The organism is Streptomyces sp. NPDC033136 (assembly GCF_055578235.1).
Map to the genome: position 1 here is coordinate 1 of NZ_JBVIPD010000011.1, position 19,133 is coordinate 19,133.

The window sequence follows — 19,133 nt, forward strand, 5'->3', positions numbered from 1 at the left end:
CCTGGCAGCAAGGCCACCGCCCCGAACGCACCCGCACCACCCACCTATGCCGCCTCCTCACTCACACCTCGAAATGAGAGATCAGCAACGGGGTCCTTTAGGCCAGGGAGCACGTCAAGCACCTTCCTTCAGCACCCGCGAGATCAGCTTCCGCTGGTCGTCCGTCAGCCGCGGGTCGGCCGCGTACACGGTCTCGCCGTCCACGGTGATCTGGTAGCTGAACCCGTCCGGGACCCCGATCGGCGGCGTGCTCCGCCCGGCGGCGACGGCCCGCTCGGCCAGCGCCTGCCACGCGGAGGCATCGGCCCGGCCCGAGGTGTCCACCTCGGCATGCCGCTCGATGCCGGCGAACCCGCCCGTGCGCCTCACCTGAATACGCATAGCACCTGTCTAGTACGGAACTACGGGGTCCGCACCCCGACCTGCTCCCAGGCCTTCGCCACGGCGTCCAGCTCCTCCCCGTCGCCGAACCGCTCCCGTGCCGCCCTGACGGTGAGCGAGGCGAAGTCGGTGAACATGGCCTGCTGCTTCAGGCGACCGCTCGTGAGGACGTCGTACCAGACCTGCCCGGCTCGCTCCCAGGCGTGGCCGCCGAGGGCCGTGGCCGCGAGGTAGAAGGCGTGGTTCGGGATGCCCGAGTTGATGTGGACACCGCCGTTGTCGCGGCCGGTGCGGACGAAGTCGTCCATCGTCGCCGGCTGCGGGTCCTTGCCGAGCACGTCGTCGTCGTACGCCGTGCCCGGCTCCTTCATCGAGCGCAGTGCCACGCCCGTCACCCGCGGGGCGAGCAGGCCCGCGCCGATCAGCCAGTCGGCCTCGGCGGCGGTCTGGCCGAGCGTGTACTGCTTGATCAGCGCGCCGAAGACGTCCGACAGGGACTCGTTGAGCGCGCCCGGCTGGCCGAAGTAGGTGAGGTTCGCCGCGTACTGGGTGACGCCGTGGGCGAGTTCGTGGCCGATGACGTCGATCGGGATGGTGAAGTCGAGGAAGATCTCTCCGTCCCCGTCGCCGAACACCATCTGCTCGCCGTTCCAGAACGCGTTGTTGTAGTCGCGGTCGTAGTGCACGGTCGCGTTCAGCGGCAGACCGTCGCCGTCGATGGAGTCGCGCCGGTAGGCCCGCAGGAACAGCTCGAAGGTGGCGCCGAGCCCCGCGTAGGCGCGGTTGACGGTGGCGTCCTTGCCGGGCTTGTCGCCCTCGCCGCGGACCTGGTGGCCGGGCAGGCCGGTGCCGTGCCGGGCGTCGTGGATGGTGCGCTGCGGCCTGCCGTCGGCGACCCCGGGGGCGGCGTCCGCGCCGAGGACCGTGGTGAGGCGGCGCTGGGTGCGCTCGTAGGCGTCGCGCTGCAGGGTGCGGCGGGCGGGGCCGGCGAGCGCGGGGTCCTCGGCCTGGGCGAGCCGGTCGAGGACGTGCGGCGGAACGATGGTGCAGAAGACGGGCTCGAAGCCCCCGTGGGTCGTCATGCCCGGCACCCTTGCACTACGTGACGAAGCTGTCACCAGCCGCCACCATGATTGGTGAAATACAGGGACAAGGCCCTTCACGCTCCGTGGTGAAGTGGTATAGCGCACTTTTTGTCCCGTATGCGCGCCGGGTCCCGCATACTGATACGACCCCACGCGCCGGGAGAGGCTCGGCTAGCATGCTGCGCATCATGCGTTTCGGGCTGCTTCTCCTTAGCTGCCGCGGCGAGGGCCTGTAGTCGAGGCCGACTCCCTCCCCGCGGAGCTTGGTGCTGCGTCGTCGGCCGTCCTTCCGGACACCCCCTGAGGAGCCCCCGCATCATGGCGAACCGCCAGCAGCCCAGTTCCATGCCGATCCACAAGTACGGCCGCTACGAGCAGGTCGACATCCCGGACCGCACCTGGCCGCAGAACCGCGTCACCACCGCCCCCCGCTGGCTCTCCACCGACCTGCGTGACGGCAACCAGGCTCTGATCGACCCCATGTCGCCCGCCCGCAAGCGCGCGATGTTCGACCTGTTGGTCAAGATGGGCTACAAGGAGATCGAGGTCGGCTTCCCCGCCTCCGGCCAGACCGACTTCGACTTCGTACGGTCGATCATCGAAGAGCCCGGGGCCATCCCCGACGACGTCACCATCTCCGTACTGACCCAGGCCCGCGAGGACCTGATCGAGCGCACGGTGGAGTCCCTGAAGGGCGCCAAGCGCGCGACGGTCCACCTGTACAACGCCACCGCGCCGGTCTTCCGCCGGGTCGTCTTCCGCGGCTCCAAGGACGACATCAAGCAGATCGCCGTGGACGGCACGCGGCTGGTGATGGAGTACGCGGAGAAGCTGCTGGGTCCGGAGACCGAGTTCGGCTACCAGTACAGCCCCGAGATCTTCACCGACACCGAGCTGGACTTCGCGCTGGAGGTCTGCGAGGCGGTGATGGACGTCTACCAGCCGGGCCCGGGCCGCGAGATCATCCTCAACCTGCCCGCCACCGTCGAGCGTTCCACGCCCTCCACGCACGCCGACCGCTTCGAGTGGATGGGCCGCAACCTGTCCCGCCGCGAGCACGTCTGCCTGTCGGTCCACCCGCACAACGACCGCGGCACCGCCGTCGCCGCCGCCGAGCTGGCCCTGATGGCCGGCGCCGACCGCGTCGAGGGCTGCCTGTTCGGCCAGGGCGAGCGCACCGGCAACGTCGACCTGGTCACCCTGGGCATGAACCTCTTCTCCCAGGGCGTCGACCCGCAGATCGACTTCTCCGACATCGACGAGATCCGTCGTACGTGGGAGTACTGCAACCAGATGGACGTCCACCCCCGCCACCCCTACGTGGGCGACCTGGTCTACACGTCCTTCTCCGGCTCCCACCAGGACGCCATCAAGAAGGGCTTCGACACGATGGAGGCCGAGGCGGCCGCCAAGGGCGTCACCGTCGACGACATCGAGTGGGCCGTCCCCTACCTGCCGATCGACCCCAAGGACGTCGGCCGCTCCTACGAGGCGGTCATCCGGGTCAACTCGCAGTCCGGCAAGGGCGGTATCGCCTACGTCCTGAAGAACGACCACAAGCTGGACCTGCCCCGCCGGATGCAGATCGAGTTCTCCAAGCTCATCCAGGCCAAGACGGACGCCGAGGGCGGCGAGGTCACGCCGAAGGACATCTGGTCGGTCTTCCGGGACGAGTACCTGCCCAACCCCGAGAACCCCTGGGGCCGTATCCAGGTCAAGAACAACCAGTCGACGACCGACACCGACGGCGTGGACACGCTGAAGGTGGAGGCCACCGTCGACGGCCAGGACACCGTCCTGACCGGTTCCGGCAACGGTCCGATCTCGGCCTTCTTCGACGCCCTGCAGTCCGTCGGCATCGACGTACGCCTGCTGGACTACCAGGAGCACACGATGAGCGAGGGCGCCTCCGCGCAGGCCGCCTCCTACATCGAATGCGCGATCGACGACAAGATCCTGTGGGGGATCGGAATCGACGCGAACACGACGCGGGCCTCGCTGAAGGCGGTCGTCTCGGCCGTCAACCGCGCGGCTCGCTGACCAGCCGAACGGGTCCGCGGCCGGAGGCCGCCCAGGGACGCCGAAGGGGCTCCGTCCGCCGTGGTCCGGCGGGCGGAGCCCCGTCACATACCGGCCAATCCCTGTGAGGGTCACGGAAAGGTCTCCTCCGGGGTGCTGACTCCTCGTCGTGGATGTGGCTAACATCACGCAAGCGCGGCGACGCTGCCGTGCGCCGTGACGGAGGTGCGACGTGCTGCCAGGACGGGGACGAAACGGCCATGCCGCCAGGCTTTCGCGCATCCTGGGCACCCGTATCGCGTGGACGGCCGCCGGTGACGGGGAGTTCTTCTGCCCCGGCTGCGGCGGCGACCGCAACTACCAGCGGCTGACCGGACAGCGCCGCTTCACTCTGCTCGGCCTCCCCGTGCTGCCGCGCGGCGAGACCGGCCCGGTCGTGGAGTGCGCCGCCTGCCGCCGCCACTTCGGCACCGACGCCCTCGACCATCCGACGACCACCCGCTTCTACGCGATGCTCCGCGACGCCGTGCACACCGTCGCCCTCGCCGTGCTGGCAGCGGGCGGCGCCGGGTCCCGTACGGCCCTGGAGTCCGCCGTGCTCGCCGTGCGCGCGGCCGGCTTCGACGACTGCACCGAGGAGCAGCTGGCCGCCCTCGTCGAGGCCCTGGAGGCGGACACCGGCCGCATCACCGGCGAACCCTGCGGCGCCGGGCTGGCCATAGAGCTCCACGAGGCCCTGGACCCGCTCGCCCCGCACCTCGCCACCGTCGGCCGCGAGTCGATCCTGCTCCAGGGCGCGCGCATCGCCCTCGCGGACGGGCCGTACACCCCGGCCGAGCGGGACGTCCTCGCCACGGTGGGTGCGGCGCTCACGATCTGCTCCGACGACGTGACACGGCTGCTGGCGGCGGCCGCGCGCACCCCTTCGTAGAGCCCCGCGTGTTACTCCCCGGGGAGTAACACGCGGACCGGACCGCCCCCCGCAGTAGGCCCCGACTCGACCTCACGCCCGACGAACCGGTACCCGCCCGGCGGGAGTCTGGAGACCGATCCAGACACCCGACCGGAGGGAGCCGGACTCATGGGGGCCGTAAGGACGCGTACCGGGCGGAAGCGGGCCGTGCCCTGGGTGGTGGTCGGGCTGTGGCTCGCCGCGCTCGTGCTGGTCGGGCCGCTCGCCGGCAAGTTCGCCGGCATCCAGCAGAACCGCGCCGTCGACTACCTGCCCGACAGCGCCGACTCGACCCAGGTGGCGCGTATCCAGGACGAGTTGCCGGGCGGTGAGGCGACCGACCTGGTGCTCGTCTACCACCGGGACGGTGGCCTGACCGACGCCGACCGGCGCACCGCCGACGAGCAGATCACCGAAGTGAGCGGCGCCTACGACCTCACGGGAGAGCCGCGGGGCATCCCGTCGAAGGACGGCTCCACCCTGATGTACCCGGTCAGCAGCACCCAGCCGGGCCAGGACGAGAAGGCCCGGGACGCCTTCGTCGACGGGGTGCGGGACATCGCCGGGGGCGGCGACGGGCTGAGCGTCGAGGTCGGCGGGCCCGGTGCGCTGAACACCGACATGAACAAGGTGTTCGAGACGCTCGACGCCACACTGCTGCTCGCCACCCTCGGCGTCGTCACCGTGCTGCTCGTCCTCATCTACCGCAGTCCCTTCCTGTGGCTGGTGCCGCTCGCCGTGGCGGGGGTCGCCGCCGCCGTGGCGATGGCCGCCGGGTACGGGCTGCACGAACTGTTCGACGTCACCGTCACCGGCCAGAGCGGCGGCGTGATGACCGTGCTCGTCCTCGGCGCCGGCACCGACTACGCGCTGCTCCTCATCTCCCGCTACCGCGAGGAACTGCGGCGCCACGAGCGGCCGTACGACGCCATGCGCACCGCCCTGCGCGGCTGCGGGCCGGCGATCCTCGCCTCCTCGGGGACCGTCGCGGCCGGGCTGCTGTGCCTGCTCGCCGCGGACCTCAACAGCAGCAGCGGCATGGGACCGGTCGGCACGATCGGGGTGCTCGCCGCGCTGGTCGCCATGACCACCCTGCTGCCGGCCGTCCTGGTGCTGCTGGGACGGCGGGTGTTCTGGCCGCTGATCCCGGCGTTCGGGAGCGAGCCGAAGGCCCGGCGGTCGCTGTTCGCCGCGATGGGCACCTCGGCGACGCGGCGGCCCGTCACCGTGCTCGTCGGAGGGGGCGTTCTGCTCGGAGCGCTCGCGCTCGGCACGCTGAATCTGTCCGGGTCCATCAAGCAGGAGGACTCCTTCACCGACCGGCCCGAGTCCATCACCGCCATGCAGACGCTGGCACAGGCGTATCCCGAGCGCAGCAGCCGGCCCGTGACTGTCATCGCGCCCGGGGAGCGGGCCGAGGCGGTGGGTGAGCGGGCCCGGGCCACCGAGGGGGTCGCCGAGGTGGTTCCCGGCCGGAGCGGGGCGGGGTGGACCGAGATCGCCGTCTTCACCACGGCGGCCCCGGAGACCCCGGCCGAGACCCGCACCATCGAGGCGCTGCGAGCCGGGGTCGACCCGGAGGGCGCGTACGTCGGCGGGCCCAGCGCACAGCAGATCGACCTGGCCGAGAGCGAGGCACGGGACCGGAAGGTGATCGTGCCGCTGGTACTGGCCGCCGTGTTCCTCATCCTGGTCGGGCTGTTGCGCAGTCTCGTCGCGCCGTTGCTGCTGCTGGCGGCGGTGGTCGCGGTGTGGGGAGCGGCGCTCGGCATCGGAGGGCTGGTGTTCGAGCCGGTGCTCGGCTTCGGCGGCACGGATCCCGGGCTGGGGCTGCTGTCCTTCGTGTTCCTGGTCGCCCTCGGGGTGGACTACGGGATCTTCCTGATGCACCGGATGCGGGAGGAGTCCGTACGAGGGGCCGAGCCGGAGGCCGCGGCGCTCACCGCCCTGCGGACGACCGGCGGGGTCATCGCCTCGGCGGGAGTGGTGCTCGCGGCGACGTTCGCGGTGCTGACGACGCTGCCGATGGTGGGGCTGGTGGAACTCGGGTTCGTCATCGCGGTGGGGGTGCTGCTGGACACCTTCCTGGTGCGTACGTACCTGGTGACCACGGCGAGTGTGCTGCTCAAGCGGCGGATGTGGTGGCCGGGCAGGCTCTCCCGCGCGCCGGAGCGGACAACCCCGCCGCCGGAGCGGAAGCCCGTGGCCGCGAACGCCCCCTGACCGACCGACGGCGTCCCTCCCCTCCCGGAGGGACGCCTTCCTCGCCGAGGATGACACCTGTGCAGCCACCCACCACCACGACGGCGACCTGGTCGCGTCCCGCGGAGCGGATCATGGCCGCGATCAACCGCGATCCGATGACGGCCCCGCACGCCCTCCGCAACGACACGGTCCTCGCCTTCCTCGTCGCCGGCTTCTCCGCCGTCCTCGCGCTCCTGGTCGACGACGGCCGCAGGCCCGACGCGCTCGGCTGGGGCCTGCTGCTCGTCTCCCACGTGCCGCTGGTGTGGCGCCGCCGCCGTCCGGTGCTCGTCCTGGTCGCCGTGATCGCCTGTGTCTTCCCCTACCACTTCCTCGACTACACGCACACGGCCGCCACCCAGGCCGCCTACGTCGCCCTCTACACCGTCGCCGTCACCGGCCGGCCGCTGCGCACCGTCCTGGTCGGCATCGGCGTCATCGCCTTGGCGGTGAGCGTGATGCTCACCATCAGCGCCCAGGAGGCGCTGGGGCTGCTGAAGGCGTCCGGGTGGGTCGTCGCCGTGCTGTTCTGCGGGGTCGACGTGCGCTTCTACCGCCAGTACGTCGCCTCCATCGTGGAGCGTGCCGAACGTGCCGAACGCACCCGCGAGGAGGAGGCCCGGCGGCGGGTCGCCGAGGAGCGGCTGCGCATCGCCCGGGACCTGCACGACCTGCTGGCCCACAGCATCACCCTGATCGGCGTGCAGACCTCCGTCGCAGCCCATGTGCTGTCCGCCGACCCCGAGCGGCTCGACCGGGAGACGGTCGCCAAGGCCCTCGACGACATCGCCGGGACCTGCCGCAGCGCGCGTGGCGAACTCCGTACGACGCTGGAGGTGCTGCGCGGCCACGACGCCCCGGACACCCGCGGCCCGCTGCCCGGCCTGGACGGACTGCCCGGCCTGGCGGAGGCCGCCCGCCTCGCCGGTGCCCGGGTCGAGCAGACCGTGCGGATACGGCAGGCACCGCCCGCCGTGGGCGCCGCCGCCTACCGGATCGTCCAGGAGGCCCTGACGAACGCCGTACGGCACGCGGGACCCGAACCGGCCGTCCGCGTCGAACTGGACGAGCGGCAGGGCGCCCTGCACCTGACGGTCAGCGACGACGGCAGCGGACCGGCCCCGGGCGGCACCCCGGGCTTCGGGCTCGTCGGGATGCGGGAGCGGGCCCGCAGCGTGGGTGGCACACTCGACGCCGGACCGCGTTCCAAAGGCGGGTTCGAGGTGACCGCGGTGCTGCCGCTGGCCACGACGGGGGAGAGGGCCGGATGACCGTACGGGTGCTGCTCGCGGACGACCAGACCCTGGTGCGGGAGGCGTTCGTGATGCTCGTGGGAACGGCCCGGGACATGACGGTCGTCGGCCAGGCCGCCACCGGCCGGCAGGCGGTGGAACTGGCCCGCAGCGAGCGCGCCGACCTCGTGGTGATGGACATCCGCATGCCCGACCTGGACGGCATCGAGGCGACCCGGCTCATCGCGGCCGACGAGGACCTCGCGGGCGTCCGCGTGCTGGTCCTCACCACGTACGACACCGACGAGAACATCGTCGACGCGCTGCGGGCCGGCGCCTCCGGGTTCCTCGTCAAGGACACCCGGCCGGCCGAACTCCTGGACGCCATCCGCACGGTCGCGGCCGGTGAGTCCCTGCTGTCGCCCGGGCCCACGGCACGGCTGATCGAGCGGTTCCTGCGCAGCCCCTCGGCACCGGCGTCCGGCGGACCGGAGTGCCTGTCGGGCCGGGAGCGGGAGGTGCTCGCGCTGGTCGCGCGCGGCCTCAACAACACGGAGATCGCGGACACCTTGGGCCTGAGCCCGCTGACCGCGAAGACCCACGTCAGCCGCATCATGGGCAAGCTGGCGGCACGGGACCGGGCGCAGCTGGTCATCGTGGCGTACGAGTCGGGGCTCGTGACACCGGGGAACGTCTGACGCACCGCCACCTGCCCCGGCCGTGGCCTAGAGCAGCCCTGCCGCGGCCAGGTACTTCCCCACCCGCTCCACCTCGTCCGGCGACAGCGGCACCTGCGGCTCCGCCGTCTGCGGGCAGTCGATCACACCCCGCAGGTGCAGCGCGGCCTTGAACGCCCCGATCGCCGAGGAGCCCGGGCCCATCCGGGCCGGATCGCCGACGGTCACCATGCCGAACAGGGCGCACAGCCGCTCCTGTTCGGCACGGGCCTCGTCCCGGTTCCCGGCGCGGCACAGACGGTCCAGGCGGACGTAGCCGTGCGGGTCGACGTTGCCGAGGCCGGGGACCGTGCCGTCCGCGCCGACCGCGAGGGCCGCGTCGACGATCAGCTCGGAGCCGGTCAGCACGCTGAAGCCGCTGATGTCCGGGTGCTCCCGGACGCCGGTCACGACCTGGCGGAAGGCGGCCAGGTCGCCGCTGGAGTCCTTCAGCCCGGCCAGGACACCGTCGGCGGCCAGTTCCAGGACCACGTCCGCGGGCAGCTTCGTGTGGACGGCGACGGGGATGTCGTAGGCGATGACCGGGACCGGGCTCGCGGCGGCGACCGTGCGGTAGTGGCGGGCGATCTCCGCCGGGTGGGTGCGGGCGTAGAACGGGGCGGTGACGACGACCGCGTCCGCGCCCGCCGCCGTCACCGAGGCGACGTGGTCCAGGACCCGGCGCGTGGTCATGTCGATCGCCCCGGCCAGCACCGGGAGCTGCCCGCCCGCATGCCCCGCGACCGCCTCGACCACCAGCCGGCGCTGCCCGTCCGTCAGATACGCCGCCTCCGACGTCGAGCCGAGCACGAACAGGCCGTGCACCCCGCCCGCCACCAGATGGTCGACCAGCCTGAGCAACGAGGGGACGTCCACCTCGCGGTCCGGTGTCAGGGGCGTGCAGACGGGCGGGATGACACCGGTCAGCGGCGTGAGGGCCATGGAGCCTCCATCGGGTCGCATCGGTGGACGAGGTCGCGGGCCGACTCGTCCTCCCGGACAGGATGGTGGCAGGGGAAGCGGTGTGCGGGGGCCGACGCGGCGGAGAAGCCCGGCATCTCGTCCGCGCCGGTCGCCTCGGCTGTCGGCGAACCGGGTTGCCCGGCCGCGATGACGCGACTGGGATGGGCCCCTGGCGGCCGGTGGCCGGCGTCTGGCGAGGATCGGGGACGAGGGCATGGTTGACCTGTGGAGTGAGAGCGACGCGGGCGTCCTGCGGCTGCCCTCCGGCCGTCTGATCCGCGGCCGGGGCCTTCGCCACCCACTCGACCCGGCCGCCGCCACCCCCTCCTACGGCGTGTATCTGCTGGGCGGGCAGCCGCCCGAGGTCCCCTGGGAGTCCGGCTGGATCCGCTGGCCCGACTTCCGCCTCCCGGCGGACCGGCAGGCCGCCCGTACGGCGCTGACCGACGCGTGGGAACGGGCCGCCGGGGAGCGCGTGGAGATCGCCTGCGGAGGCGGCCGAGGCCGCACGGGCACGGCCCTGGCCTGCCTGGCGGTGCTGGACGGGGTGCCGGGGGAGGAGGCGGTGGCGTACGTCCGGCGGCATTACGTCCGGCGGGCGGTGGAGACACCGTGGCAGCGGCGGTACGTACGCCGGTTCGGCCGGGGATGAGCCTCTGCTTGGCGCGGCGGCTCATCCTTTGGTCGCGTCGCCGCGAAGCGGGTTTCCCCAGGGGGTCTACCCCCTGCCGGACCGTCAGCCAGCGGGGGCCGGCCGGCGCAGCATGAAGAGGTCGACCGGGTCCTCCGATTCGACGGTGAAGCCGTGCCGCTCGTAGAGGCGGCGGGCCGGGCTGCCCTGGAGGACGTTCAGGCGGACGAGGGCGCCACTGGTGTCCGTCTTCGCGAGGAGCGTGCGGAGTACTGCCGAGCCCAGGCCTTGGCCCTGGAACTCCGGGGCGAGGTAGAAGTGCTCCAGCCAGTGGGCGTCCTCCGACGGGCGCAGTGCCACGCTGCCCGCGAACGTGCCGTGGGCCGTGATGATCCGCGTGTGCTGGGGGGAGTAGCCGTCCCGCAGGCGCTGCCTGACGCGGTGTGCGTCGTAGCGGCCCAGCCGTTGCAGGTCCGGGCGCATCACCACCGCCCGCAGTTCCGCTATCGACTCGACGTCCGACAGCTCCGCCGGGCGCATCGCCCATGCCGGGCTGGTGCCTGTGCGGTCGTCCGGCCTCGCCTGCTGTGTCCCCGTGCCCGCATCCACGCCCCGATCATTGCGCATCGCCGGGCGGCCACGCAGCCGGACTCACGCCTGGGAGTTGGCGTCCCCGACCCCGCGTATGAACGCCCTCCAGGCCTCCGGCCCGACCAGGAGCACGGGGCCTTCGGTCCTCTTGCTGTCCCGGACGGGGACCATCCCCGGCGCTACGTCGGCGACTTCGACGCAGTTGCCGCCATCGCCGTTGCTGTAGCTGCTCTTCCTCCAGCAGGCGTTGTTCAGGTCGTACTCGCGCATCGTCTGAAGTCCTCAGCCGCCGATCGGACCAGGGCGAGGGACGCCTCCGGCGACAGCGCGGCACCCCTGAGCAGATCGTAGGCCCGGTGTGCACGCTTCACCATGGCCGGGTCGTCGATCAACGTTCCCGAAAACGACGTCTCTGTATAGGCGACGGGCGGCGCGTCCTCGAACTCCATGAGCCGTAGCGAGCCGTTGTTGGCAGGGGCCCCGGCGGAGAACGGAAGGACCTGAAGGACCACCTTGCGTGCGTCCGCGAGGTCGGCCACGTGGTCGAGGGTCTGCGCCGTGACCTCCGGCCCGCCTACCGGGACTCGGAGCACGGTTTCGTGCACGACGACCCAGTACACCGGCCTTGTAGCCTCATTGAGGATCTGGGTGCGTTCCACGCGGGCGGCGACTCTCTCCTCGACGAACTCGTCCGCCGCGAATGGGTGCGTGGCCAGAGTGAGGGCTCTCATGTATGCCGGTGCCTGGAGGAGTCCGGGCACGACGGTCGGTTCGAACTCGCAGATCGCGGCAGCCTGCCTCTCAAGCTCCACAACCGCTGCGAAATACCCCGCATACCGCTTATCGTCAATCAGCTTCCTGCACAACCGCTCGAAAATACCGTCGGTTTGCAGGACCCCGTCGATGCGATGGGCGACATCCAGCTGTGGTTTGCGAATGGCCTGTTCGAACTGGCCGATGTAGCCGCCGGAGACGAATACCCGGGAGCCCAGCTCCACCTGGGTGAGGCCCGCGTCCTCCCTCCGTCGCTTGAGCTCCGCGCCGAAGAACTCCCACGCCGCCTGCCGAGAACCGCTGGTCATTACCGAACCCCTTTGCACTGCCCCGCAGTTGTAGGGGCGCAGACCCTTCCCGAGTGTAGAGGCGGAGCGTCACCGTGGGGATGCGAAGAGTGAAACCGCAAAAGGGAGGGGAGCACGGTGGTGGCACGACACTCGGCGCTCTGCGTCGAAGAAGCGGAGGATGCGGTGAAAGAATTGCGGGCAGAACTCGCCAAGGCCGGAATTATCTTGCCGTCATTGGGGATCGACCCGGTGAGTCTTGCGCGGGAAGCACCCTGTCCGCTCGTGGAATTGGGCCGGTGCTCCGTCCAGACCGCCCGGCGGCTCGCGGCGGTGCTGCGATGAAGCCCCCGGTCGGCGCGTACGTCGTGGACACCCGCAGCGGACGGATCGGCATCGTCATGGGGCATGAGGGGCCCTACGTGCAGCTGAGGCCGTACGGGGGCGGCAGGGAGTGGGACGTCGACCCCGGTGCCGTCCGGCACGCCACCCCGGCCGAGCGGCTGCACGCGGCGACGGCGTACGCCAACGCACGCAGCAGGGGCGAGGTCCCTTGACGCGGTGATCCTGCGAGAATGGGCGCCATGAGTCTGTTCCGCGACGACGGCATCGTGCTGCGCACCCAGAAGCTGGGTGAGGCGGACCGGATCATCACGCTGCTCACACGCGGTCACGGACGGGTACGCGCCGTGGCCCGGGGCGTGCGCCGGACGAAGTCGAAGTTCGGTGCGCGCCTCGAACCGTTCTCCCACGTCGACGTGCAGTTCTTCGCCAAGGGGAGCGAGCTCGTCGGGCGGGGGCTGCCGCTGTGCACGCAGAGTGAGACGATCGCGCCGTACGGCGGCGGGATCGTGAGTGACTACGCCCGGTACACGGCCGGGACCGCCATGCTGGAGACCGCCGAGCGGTTCACCGACCATGAGGGCGAGCCGGCGGTGCAGCAGTATCTGCTGCTCGTCGGCGGGCTGCGGACCCTCGCCCGGGGGGAGCACGCGCCGCATCTCGTCCTCGACGCCTTCCTGCTCCGGTCCCTCGCCGTGAACGGGTACGCCCCGACCTTCAGCGACTGCGCGAAGTGCGGGATGCCCGGGCCCAACCGGTTCTTCTCGGTCGCGTCGGGCGGAGCCGTCTGCGTGGACTGCCGGGTGCCCGGCAGCGTCGTACCCTCGCCCCAGGCCCTGGAACTCCTCGGCGCCCTGCTTACGGGAGACTGGGAGACCGCGGACGCCTGCGAGGCGCGCTACGTCCGGGAGGGCAGCGGGCTGGTGTCCGCCTATCTGCACTGGCACATGGAGCGCGGGCTGCGCTCCCTGCGCTACGTCGAGAAGTAAGAGAAGCAAGCAAGCCGAGGAGACGAGAAACACATGGCCGTACGCGGGATCCTGGGGCGCCAGCGCCGGGAGTACACGACGCCGGAGCCGCACCCGTCCGGCGCGCGGCCGCCGAAGCTCCCCCGGGAGCTCGTACCGCAGCATGTGGCGATCGTCATGGACGGCAACGGGCGGTGGGCGAAGGAGCGGGGCCTGCCCCGCACCGAGGGGCACAAGGTCGGCGCCGAGCGGGTGCTGGACGTGCTCCAGGGCGCCATAGAGATGGGCGTGGGCGCCATCTCCCTGTACGCCTTCTCCACCGAGAACTGGAAGCGCTCGCCCGACGAGGTGCGCTTCCTCATGAACTTCAACCGGGACTTCATCCGCAAGAGCCGGGACCAGCTGGACGAGCTGGGTGTGCGGGTGCGCTGGGTGGGGCGGATGCCGAAGCTGTGGCGGTCCGTGGCCAAGGAGCTCCAGATCGCCCAGGAGCAGACCAAGGGCAACGACCGGCTGACCCTGTACTTCTGCATGAACTACGGGGGGCGCGCCGAGATCGCGGACGCGGCCAAGTCGCTCGCGGAGGACGTGAGGAGCGGCAGGCTCGACCCGTCGAAGGTCAGCGAGAAGACCTTCGCCAAGTACCTGTACTACCCGGACATGCCGGACGTGGACCTGTTCCTGCGCCCGAGCGGTGAGCAGCGCACCTCCAACTACCTGCTCTGGCAGAGCGCGTACGCCGAGATGGTCTTCCAGGACGTGCTGTGGCCGGACTTCGACCGGCGTGACCTGTGGCGGGCGTGCCTGGAGTTCGCCTCGCGGGACCGGCGGTTCGGCGGGGCCATCCCGAACGAGGAACTGCTGGCGATGGAGGGCAAGCAGGAGTAGTCCCGCAGACCAGAGCTTCACAGGCAAGGGTGGCGCAGTTCCCTCAGGGGCGCGGGGAACTGCGCGACCGGCCACCACGGACCCGCACCCGGGAGAGGGTCTCCCCCCCCACGGCGAACAGCGGCTCAGCCGCCGGAGGCAGCCGCGCAGTCCGCGCAGGTACCGAAGATCTCCACCGTGTGGGCCACGTTCACGAAGCCGTGCTCGATGGCGATGGCCTCGGCCCACTTCTCCACGGCCGGGCCTTCGACCTCGACGGCCTTGCCGCAGCCGCGGCACACCAGGTGGTGGTGATGGTCGTCGGTGGAGCAGCGGCGGTAGACGGACTCACCCTCGGCGGTGCGCAGGACGTCGACCTCACCGGCGTCGGCGAGGGTCTGCAGGGTGCGGTAGACCGTGGTGAGCCCGACCGAGTCGCCCTTGTGCTTGAGCATGTCGTGCAGTTCCTGCGCGCTGCGGAACTCGTCGACCTCGTCCAGGGCCGCCGCCACGGCGGCACGCTGCCTGGTGGCGCGGCCCTTCACGGACGGTCCAGCGGTCGTCACCGTTGCCTCCTCACGTCTGCCTTGCCCGGGCCATTGTGCCAGCCCGGGGCGGGGGCGGTCAGACGCCCACTTCGTCGGCTGCCTCACGGCTGCCCGGAATCGCGCACTCGGCCGGGTCCGCCGACGCGTGCGCGGCGGTCCGGGCGCGGGCGCGGCGGCGGGCCAGCGGGGCCGCGAGCGCCGTCAGCACGATGAACGCGCCGATGGTCAGCAGCACGATCGTCGCGCCGGGCGGCACGTCCTGGTAGTACGAGGTGACGGTGCCGCCGAGCGTCACGCTCACGCCGATGGCCACGGCGATCGCGAAGGTCGCGGCGAAGCTGCGGCCGATCTGCTGGGCGGCCGCGACCGGCACCACCATCAGCGCGCTGACCAGCAGCAGGCCGACCACGCGCATCGCCACCGTCACCGTGACGGCCGCGGTGATCGCGGTCAGCAGGTTCAGGGCGCGCACCGGCAGGCCCGTGACCCGGGCGAACTCCTCGTCCTGGCTGACCGCGAACAACTGTCGGCGCAGGCCGAGGGTGACCAGGACGACGAAGGAGGCCAGGACGCAGATCGCCGTGACGTCCGACTCGGACACCGTCGACAGGGAGCCGAAGAGGTACGACGTCAGGTTGGCGTTGGAGCCCGTCGGCGCGAGATTGATGAACATCACACCGCCGGCCATGCCGCCGTAGAACAGCATCGCGAGGGCGACGTCGCCGTGGGTCCTGCCGTACCAGCGGATCAGCTCCATGAGGACCGCGCCGATGATCGAGACGAGGGTCGCCATCCACACCGGGGACCAGGTCAGCAGGAAGCCGAGGCCGACGCCGGTCATGGCCACGTGGCCGATGCCGTCGCCCATCAGGGCCTGGCGGCGCTGGACCAGGTAGATCCCCACCGCGGGGGCGGTGATGCCGACCAGGACGGCGGCGAGCAGGGCCCGCTGCATGAAGGCGTAGTCGAGGAGGTCCATCAGCTCAGCAGTCCCGTGCGGATCGGTTCGGCGCCCGCGGGTGCGTGCGGGTGTACGTGGTCGTGTCCGGGCAGGGCGTGCTGCCCGACGGCCTTCGGGGGCGGTCCGTCATGGACGACGCAGCCGTCGCGGAGTACGACCGCCCGGTCGATGAGGGGCTCCAGGGGGCCCAGTTCGTGCAGCACGAGCAGCACGGTGCTGCCCCGGGAGACCTGCTCGGTGAGGGTGTGCGCGAGGACCTCCTGGCTGGTGAGGTCGACGCCGGCCATCGGCTCGTCCATGATCAGCAGCTCGGGTTCGGAGGCCAGGGCGCGGGCGATCAGGACGCGCTGGTGCTGGCCGCCGGAGAGGGCGTCGACCGAGTCCCCGGCCCGGTCGGCCATGCCGACGAGGTCCAGGGCGCGTCGTACGGCCTCGCGGTCGGCCTTGCGCAGCACGCCGAAGCGGGCCCGGGACAGGCGGCCGGAGGAGACCACCTCGGTCACCGTGGCGGGCACGCCGCCGGCGGCCGTGGTGCGCTGCGGGACGTAGCCCACGCGATGCCAGTCGCGGAACCGCCTGCGGTCCGTGCCGAACAGTTCGATCTCGCCGGCGCCGGGCTGCACCTGGCCGATGACGGTGCGCACGGCCGTGGACTTGCCGGAGCCGTTCGCGCCGAGCAGCGCGACGACCTCACCGCGGTGCACGGTGAGGTCGATGCCGCGCAGGACGGGGCGCGAGCCCAGGTCCGCGCGGACGCCGCGCAGGGATACGACGGGCTCGGTCATGCCGTCCTCCGATGGGTCGGTCACTTGGCTCCCAGGGCCGCCTGAAGGGCCTTGAGGTTGGCTTCCATCACCTGGAAGTAGTCGTCGCCGCGGGACTTGTCGGTGATGCCCTCGAGCGGGTCGAGGACGTCCGTCTTCAGGTTCGCGTCGCGGGCCAGGGTCTTCGCGGTCTTGTCGGAGACCAGTGTCTCGTAGAAGACGGTGGTGACGCCGTCGGCCTTGGCCTCCTGCTGGAGCTCCTTCATCCGGGCGGCGCTGGGCTCGCTCTCGGGGTCGAGGCCGGAGATGGCCTCCTGGGTGAGGCCGTAGCGCTCGGCGAGGTAGCCGAAGGCGGCGTGGTTGGTGAAGAAGACCTTGATCTTGGTGTTCTTCAGGCCGTTCTCGAACTCGCCGTTGAGGCCGTTCAGCTTCTTGACCAGGGCCGCGGTGTTCTTCTTGTAGTCGTCGGCGTGGTCCGGGTCGGCCTTCTCGAAGGCCTTGCCCACGCCCTCGGCGACCTCGGCGTACTTCACCGGGTCCAGCCAGACGTGCGGGTCGCGGGCGTGCTCCTCCTCGGCGTGGCCTTCCTCTTCGGCGTGGCCCTCCTCCTCGGCGTGGCCTTCCTCTTCGGCGTGGCCTTCCTCTTCGGCGTGGCCCTCCTCGCCCTCGTGGCTGTGCTCGGTGTTGCCGTGGTCCTCGAGGGTGGTGAGGGTGGCCGCGTCGACCTTCGTCTTGATGCCGGTCTGCGCGACGGCCTCGTCGATGGCGGGCTGGAGGCCCTTGAGGTAGAGCGCCGCGTCGGCCTCCTCGAGCTGCGCCCGCTGCTGGGTGCTGATCTCCAGGTCGTGCGGCTCCTGGCCGGGCGCGGTCAGACTGGTGACGTTCACGTGGTCGCCGCCGATCTGCTCGGCGAGGAACGCCATCGGGTAGAACGACGCGACGACGTCGAACTTGTCCGTGTTGCCCGTCGCCGCGCTGTCGCTGGAGCAGCCGGAGAGGGCACCGAGACCGAGAGCGGTGGCCGCGGTGACCGCAGCGGTGGGTATGAGGCGTCGTCGTACGTTCATGACACTCATTTTCAACAAATATGGAAACCGTTGTCAACAAGTGGTCCGAGAAGCGAGACGGGAGGGGTCTGGTGGCCGCCAGGGGGGAGCGATTTGATTGAGGGGGCGTCCCCGCCGGTAACCTGAAGCATTCGCTGGAAGCAACTCGCTTCGCCCGCCCGTCTCCCGACCACCACCCCTCATCGAGGCGCTTCCGCGCCGCACCATCAGTATTCGTCGTCGTAATGAAGAGAGCACCGTGGCCGCCGACAAGATCGACACCATCGTCAGCCTGAGCAAGCGCCGGGGCTTCGTATTCCCCTGCAGTGAGATCTACGGCGGCCAGCGCGCCGCTTGGGACTACGGACCCCTGGGTGTCGAGCTCAAGGAGAACCTCAAGCGTCAGTGGTGGCGCTACATGGTGACGTCGCGCGAGGACGTCGTGGGCATCGACTCGTCCGTGATCCTGGCCCCCGAGGTCTGGGTGGCCTCCGGCCACGTCGCCACCTTCACGGACCCGCTGACCGAGTGCACCTCCTGCCACAAGCGGTTCCGCGCGGACCACCTGGAGGAGGCCTACGAGGCCAAGCACAAGCGCCTGCCGGAGAACGGCCTGGCCGACGTCAACTGCCCCAACTGCGGCAACAAGGGCCAGTTCACCGAGCCCAAGCAGTTCTCGGGCCTGCTGTCCACCCACCTCGGCCCGACGCAGGACTCCGGCTCCGTCGCCTACCTGCGCCCCGAGACCGCCCAGGGCATCTTCACCAACTTCTCCCAGGTGCAGACCACCTCGCGCCGCAAGCCGCCGTTCGGTATCGCCCAGATGGGCAAGTCGTTCCGCAACGAGATCACGCCGGGCAACTTCATCTTCCGCACCCGCGAGTTCGAGCAGATGGAGATGGAGTTCTTCGTCAAGCCGGGCGAGGACGAGAAGTGGCAGGAGTACTGGATGGAGCAGCGCTGGAACTGGTACACCGGTCTCGGCCTGCGCGAGGAGAACATGCGGTGGTACGAGCACCCGAAGGAGAAGCTCTCCCACTACTCCAAGCGCACCGCCGACATCGAGTACCGCTTCCAGTTCGGCGGCAGTGAGTGGGGCGAGCTGGAAGGTGTCGCCAACCGCACCGACTACGACCTCGGTGCTCACTCCAAGGCCTCCGGCCAGGACCTCACCTACTTCGACCAGGAGGCCGGCGAGCGCTGGACCCCGTACGTCATCGAGCCCGCGGCCGGTGTCGGCCGCGCGATGCTGGCGTTCCTCCTGGACGCCTACATCGAGGACGAGGCGCCCAACGCCAAGGGCAAGATGGAGAAGCGCACGGTGCTGCGCCTCGACCAGCGCCTCGCCCCGGTGAAGGTCGCGGTCCTGCCGCTGTCCCGCAACCCGGAGCTGTCCCCGAAGGCCAAGGGCCTCGCCCAGGCGCTCCGCCAGAACTGGAACATCGAGTTCGACGACGCCGGCGCCATCGGCCGCCGCTACCGCCGCCAGGACGAGATCGGTACGCCGTTCTGCGTGACCGTCGACTTCGACACGCTCGAGGACAACGCGGTCACCGTCCGCGAGCGCGACACGATGAAGCAGGAGCGCGTCTCCCTCGACCAGATCGAGGGTTACCTGGCGGCCCGGCTGATCGGCTGCTGACCCTTCCTGCGCGCACGCCGGTGGGGGGGGGGGGGGGGGGGGGGGGGGAAGCGGGGGGGGGGGGGGGGGGGGGGGGGAAAAAAAGAGGAAAAAACACGGCAGAAAAAAAGGGGGGGGTGT

Annotated in this window: 21 protein-coding genes; 11 read left to right on the forward strand and 10 right to left on the reverse strand. The window is 70.9% G+C overall.

Translation table 11 applies throughout. The annotated features are described in order from the left end of the window. Window positions 1-114 precede the first annotated feature (114 nt). On the reverse strand, window positions 115-381 hold the full coding sequence (locus tag ACZ5TL_RS21140; RefSeq protein WP_468591580.1) for a protealysin inhibitor emfourin: 267 nt from the start codon (window positions 379-381) through the stop codon (window positions 115-117). 20 nt (window positions 382-401) lie between these two features. Further along, the gene (locus tag ACZ5TL_RS21145; protein WP_468591582.1) at window positions 402-1,463 is read right to left on the reverse strand and encodes a M4 family metallopeptidase; all 1,062 of its coding nucleotides are present in this window, start codon (window positions 1,461-1,463) and stop codon (window positions 402-404) included. Window positions 1,464-1,784: 321 nt separating this feature from the next. Between ACZ5TL_RS21145 and leuA the strand changes: the two genes are divergently transcribed. The 5 genes from leuA to ACZ5TL_RS21170 all read left to right on the forward strand — a co-directional run bounded on the left by leuA (window position 1,785) and on the right by ACZ5TL_RS21170 (window position 8,611). Continuing rightward, window positions 1,785-3,506, forward strand: coding sequence for a 2-isopropylmalate synthase (gene leuA / locus ACZ5TL_RS21150; protein ID WP_468591584.1), 1,722 nt, complete (start codon window positions 1,785-1,787; stop codon window positions 3,504-3,506). Window positions 3,507-3,717: 211 nt separating this feature from the next. Further along, window positions 3,718-4,416, forward strand: a complete 699-nt coding sequence (locus ACZ5TL_RS21155; RefSeq protein WP_468591586.1) for a TerB family tellurite resistance protein — start codon at window positions 3,718-3,720, stop codon at window positions 4,414-4,416. A 150-nt stretch (window positions 4,417-4,566) separates the two neighbouring features. Next, a complete protein-coding gene (locus tag ACZ5TL_RS21160) occupies window positions 4,567-6,660 on the forward strand; it encodes an MMPL family transporter (protein WP_468591588.1) in 2,094 nt (697 codons plus the stop codon). 50 nt (window positions 6,661-6,710) lie between these two features. After that, window positions 6,711-7,952: a sensor histidine kinase gene (locus ACZ5TL_RS21165; RefSeq protein WP_468591590.1), complete on the forward strand. Its 1,242-nt coding sequence runs from the start codon at window positions 6,711-6,713 to the stop codon at window positions 7,950-7,952. After that, complete coding sequence (locus tag ACZ5TL_RS21170) at window positions 7,949-8,611, forward strand: response regulator (protein WP_468591592.1); 663 nt, start codon at window positions 7,949-7,951, stop codon at window positions 8,609-8,611. Before ACZ5TL_RS21165 ends, ACZ5TL_RS21170 begins: the two co-directional genes overlap by 4 nt. A gap of 27 nt (window positions 8,612-8,638) precedes the next feature. Here ACZ5TL_RS21170 and ACZ5TL_RS21175 read toward each other — a convergent pair whose 3' ends face one another. Continuing rightward, entirely contained in the window at window positions 8,639-9,571 is a 933-nt protein-coding gene (locus ACZ5TL_RS21175) for a dihydrodipicolinate synthase family protein (protein ID WP_468591593.1), read from the reverse strand. A gap of 235 nt (window positions 9,572-9,806) precedes the next feature. Here ACZ5TL_RS21175 and ACZ5TL_RS21180 point away from each other — a divergent pair, with 235 nt between their 5' ends. Beyond that, window positions 9,807-10,244 (forward strand): protein-tyrosine phosphatase family protein, encoded by a 438-nt coding sequence (locus tag ACZ5TL_RS21180; RefSeq protein WP_468591594.1) that lies wholly within the window; start codon window positions 9,807-9,809, stop codon window positions 10,242-10,244. A gap of 84 nt (window positions 10,245-10,328) precedes the next feature. On the opposite strand, the gene ACZ5TL_RS21185 is transcribed toward ACZ5TL_RS21180, so the two are convergent. From ACZ5TL_RS21185 to ACZ5TL_RS21195, 3 genes are all read right to left on the reverse strand, one after another. Then, a complete protein-coding gene (locus ACZ5TL_RS21185; RefSeq protein ID WP_468591852.1) occupies window positions 10,329-10,763 on the reverse strand; it encodes a GNAT family N-acetyltransferase in 435 nt (144 codons plus the stop codon). A gap of 111 nt (window positions 10,764-10,874) precedes the next feature. Continuing rightward, window positions 10,875-11,084, reverse strand: a complete 210-nt coding sequence (locus ACZ5TL_RS21190) for a DUF397 domain-containing protein (RefSeq protein ID WP_468591595.1) — start codon at window positions 11,082-11,084, stop codon at window positions 10,875-10,877. Continuing rightward, a complete protein-coding gene (locus tag ACZ5TL_RS21195) occupies window positions 11,066-11,896 on the reverse strand; it encodes a helix-turn-helix domain-containing protein (protein WP_468591597.1) in 831 nt (276 codons plus the stop codon). The genes ACZ5TL_RS21190 and ACZ5TL_RS21195 overlap by 19 nt, the downstream gene beginning before the upstream one ends. 117 nt (window positions 11,897-12,013) lie before the next feature. On the opposite strand from ACZ5TL_RS21195, the gene ACZ5TL_RS21200 reads away from it, so the two are divergent. From ACZ5TL_RS21200 to ACZ5TL_RS21215, 4 genes are read left to right on the forward strand one after another with little or no spacing between them, the layout of a single operon-like run. Beyond that, window positions 12,014-12,220: a hypothetical protein gene (locus ACZ5TL_RS21200; RefSeq protein ID WP_468591598.1), complete on the forward strand. Its 207-nt coding sequence runs from the start codon at window positions 12,014-12,016 to the stop codon at window positions 12,218-12,220. Further along, the gene (locus tag ACZ5TL_RS21205) at window positions 12,217-12,432 is read left to right on the forward strand and encodes a hypothetical protein (RefSeq protein WP_468591600.1); all 216 of its coding nucleotides are present in this window, start codon (window positions 12,217-12,219) and stop codon (window positions 12,430-12,432) included. The genes ACZ5TL_RS21200 and ACZ5TL_RS21205 overlap by 4 nt, the downstream gene beginning before the upstream one ends. A 27-nt stretch (window positions 12,433-12,459) precedes the next feature. Further along, window positions 12,460-13,206, forward strand: coding sequence for a DNA repair protein RecO (recO, locus tag ACZ5TL_RS21210; RefSeq protein WP_468591601.1), 747 nt, complete (start codon window positions 12,460-12,462; stop codon window positions 13,204-13,206). Between the two features lie 33 nt (window positions 13,207-13,239). Further along, a complete protein-coding gene (locus tag ACZ5TL_RS21215) occupies window positions 13,240-14,073 on the forward strand; it encodes an isoprenyl transferase (protein WP_468591603.1) in 834 nt (277 codons plus the stop codon). A gap of 125 nt (window positions 14,074-14,198) precedes the next feature. On the opposite strand, the gene ACZ5TL_RS21220 is transcribed toward ACZ5TL_RS21215, so the two are convergent. Genes ACZ5TL_RS21220 through ACZ5TL_RS21235 form a run of 4 tightly spaced genes read right to left on the reverse strand, consistent with a single transcriptional unit; the run spans window position 14,199 to window position 17,392 of the window. Beyond that, on the reverse strand, window positions 14,199-14,618 hold the full coding sequence (locus ACZ5TL_RS21220) for a Fur family transcriptional regulator (protein ID WP_468591605.1): 420 nt from the start codon (window positions 14,616-14,618) through the stop codon (window positions 14,199-14,201). A 58-nt stretch (window positions 14,619-14,676) separates the two neighbouring features. Next, complete coding sequence (locus ACZ5TL_RS21225) at window positions 14,677-15,579, reverse strand: metal ABC transporter permease (protein ID WP_468591606.1); 903 nt, start codon at window positions 15,577-15,579, stop codon at window positions 14,677-14,679. Continuing rightward, window positions 15,579-16,346, reverse strand: a complete 768-nt coding sequence (locus tag ACZ5TL_RS21230) for a metal ABC transporter ATP-binding protein (protein WP_468591607.1) — start codon at window positions 16,344-16,346, stop codon at window positions 15,579-15,581. Before ACZ5TL_RS21230 ends, ACZ5TL_RS21225 begins: the two co-directional genes overlap by 1 nt. A gap of 20 nt (window positions 16,347-16,366) precedes the next feature. Next, window positions 16,367-17,392 carry a metal ABC transporter substrate-binding protein gene (locus ACZ5TL_RS21235; protein ID WP_468591609.1) on the reverse strand — a complete coding sequence of 342 codons (1,026 nt, stop codon included), beginning with the start codon at window positions 17,390-17,392 and terminating at the stop codon, window positions 16,367-16,369. A gap of 238 nt (window positions 17,393-17,630) precedes the next feature. Here ACZ5TL_RS21235 and ACZ5TL_RS21240 point away from each other — a divergent pair, with 238 nt between their 5' ends. Continuing rightward, window positions 17,631-19,013, forward strand: a complete 1,383-nt coding sequence (locus ACZ5TL_RS21240; protein WP_468591611.1) for a glycine--tRNA ligase — start codon at window positions 17,631-17,633, stop codon at window positions 19,011-19,013. The last annotated feature ends 120 nt before the right edge of the window (window positions 19,014-19,133 follow it).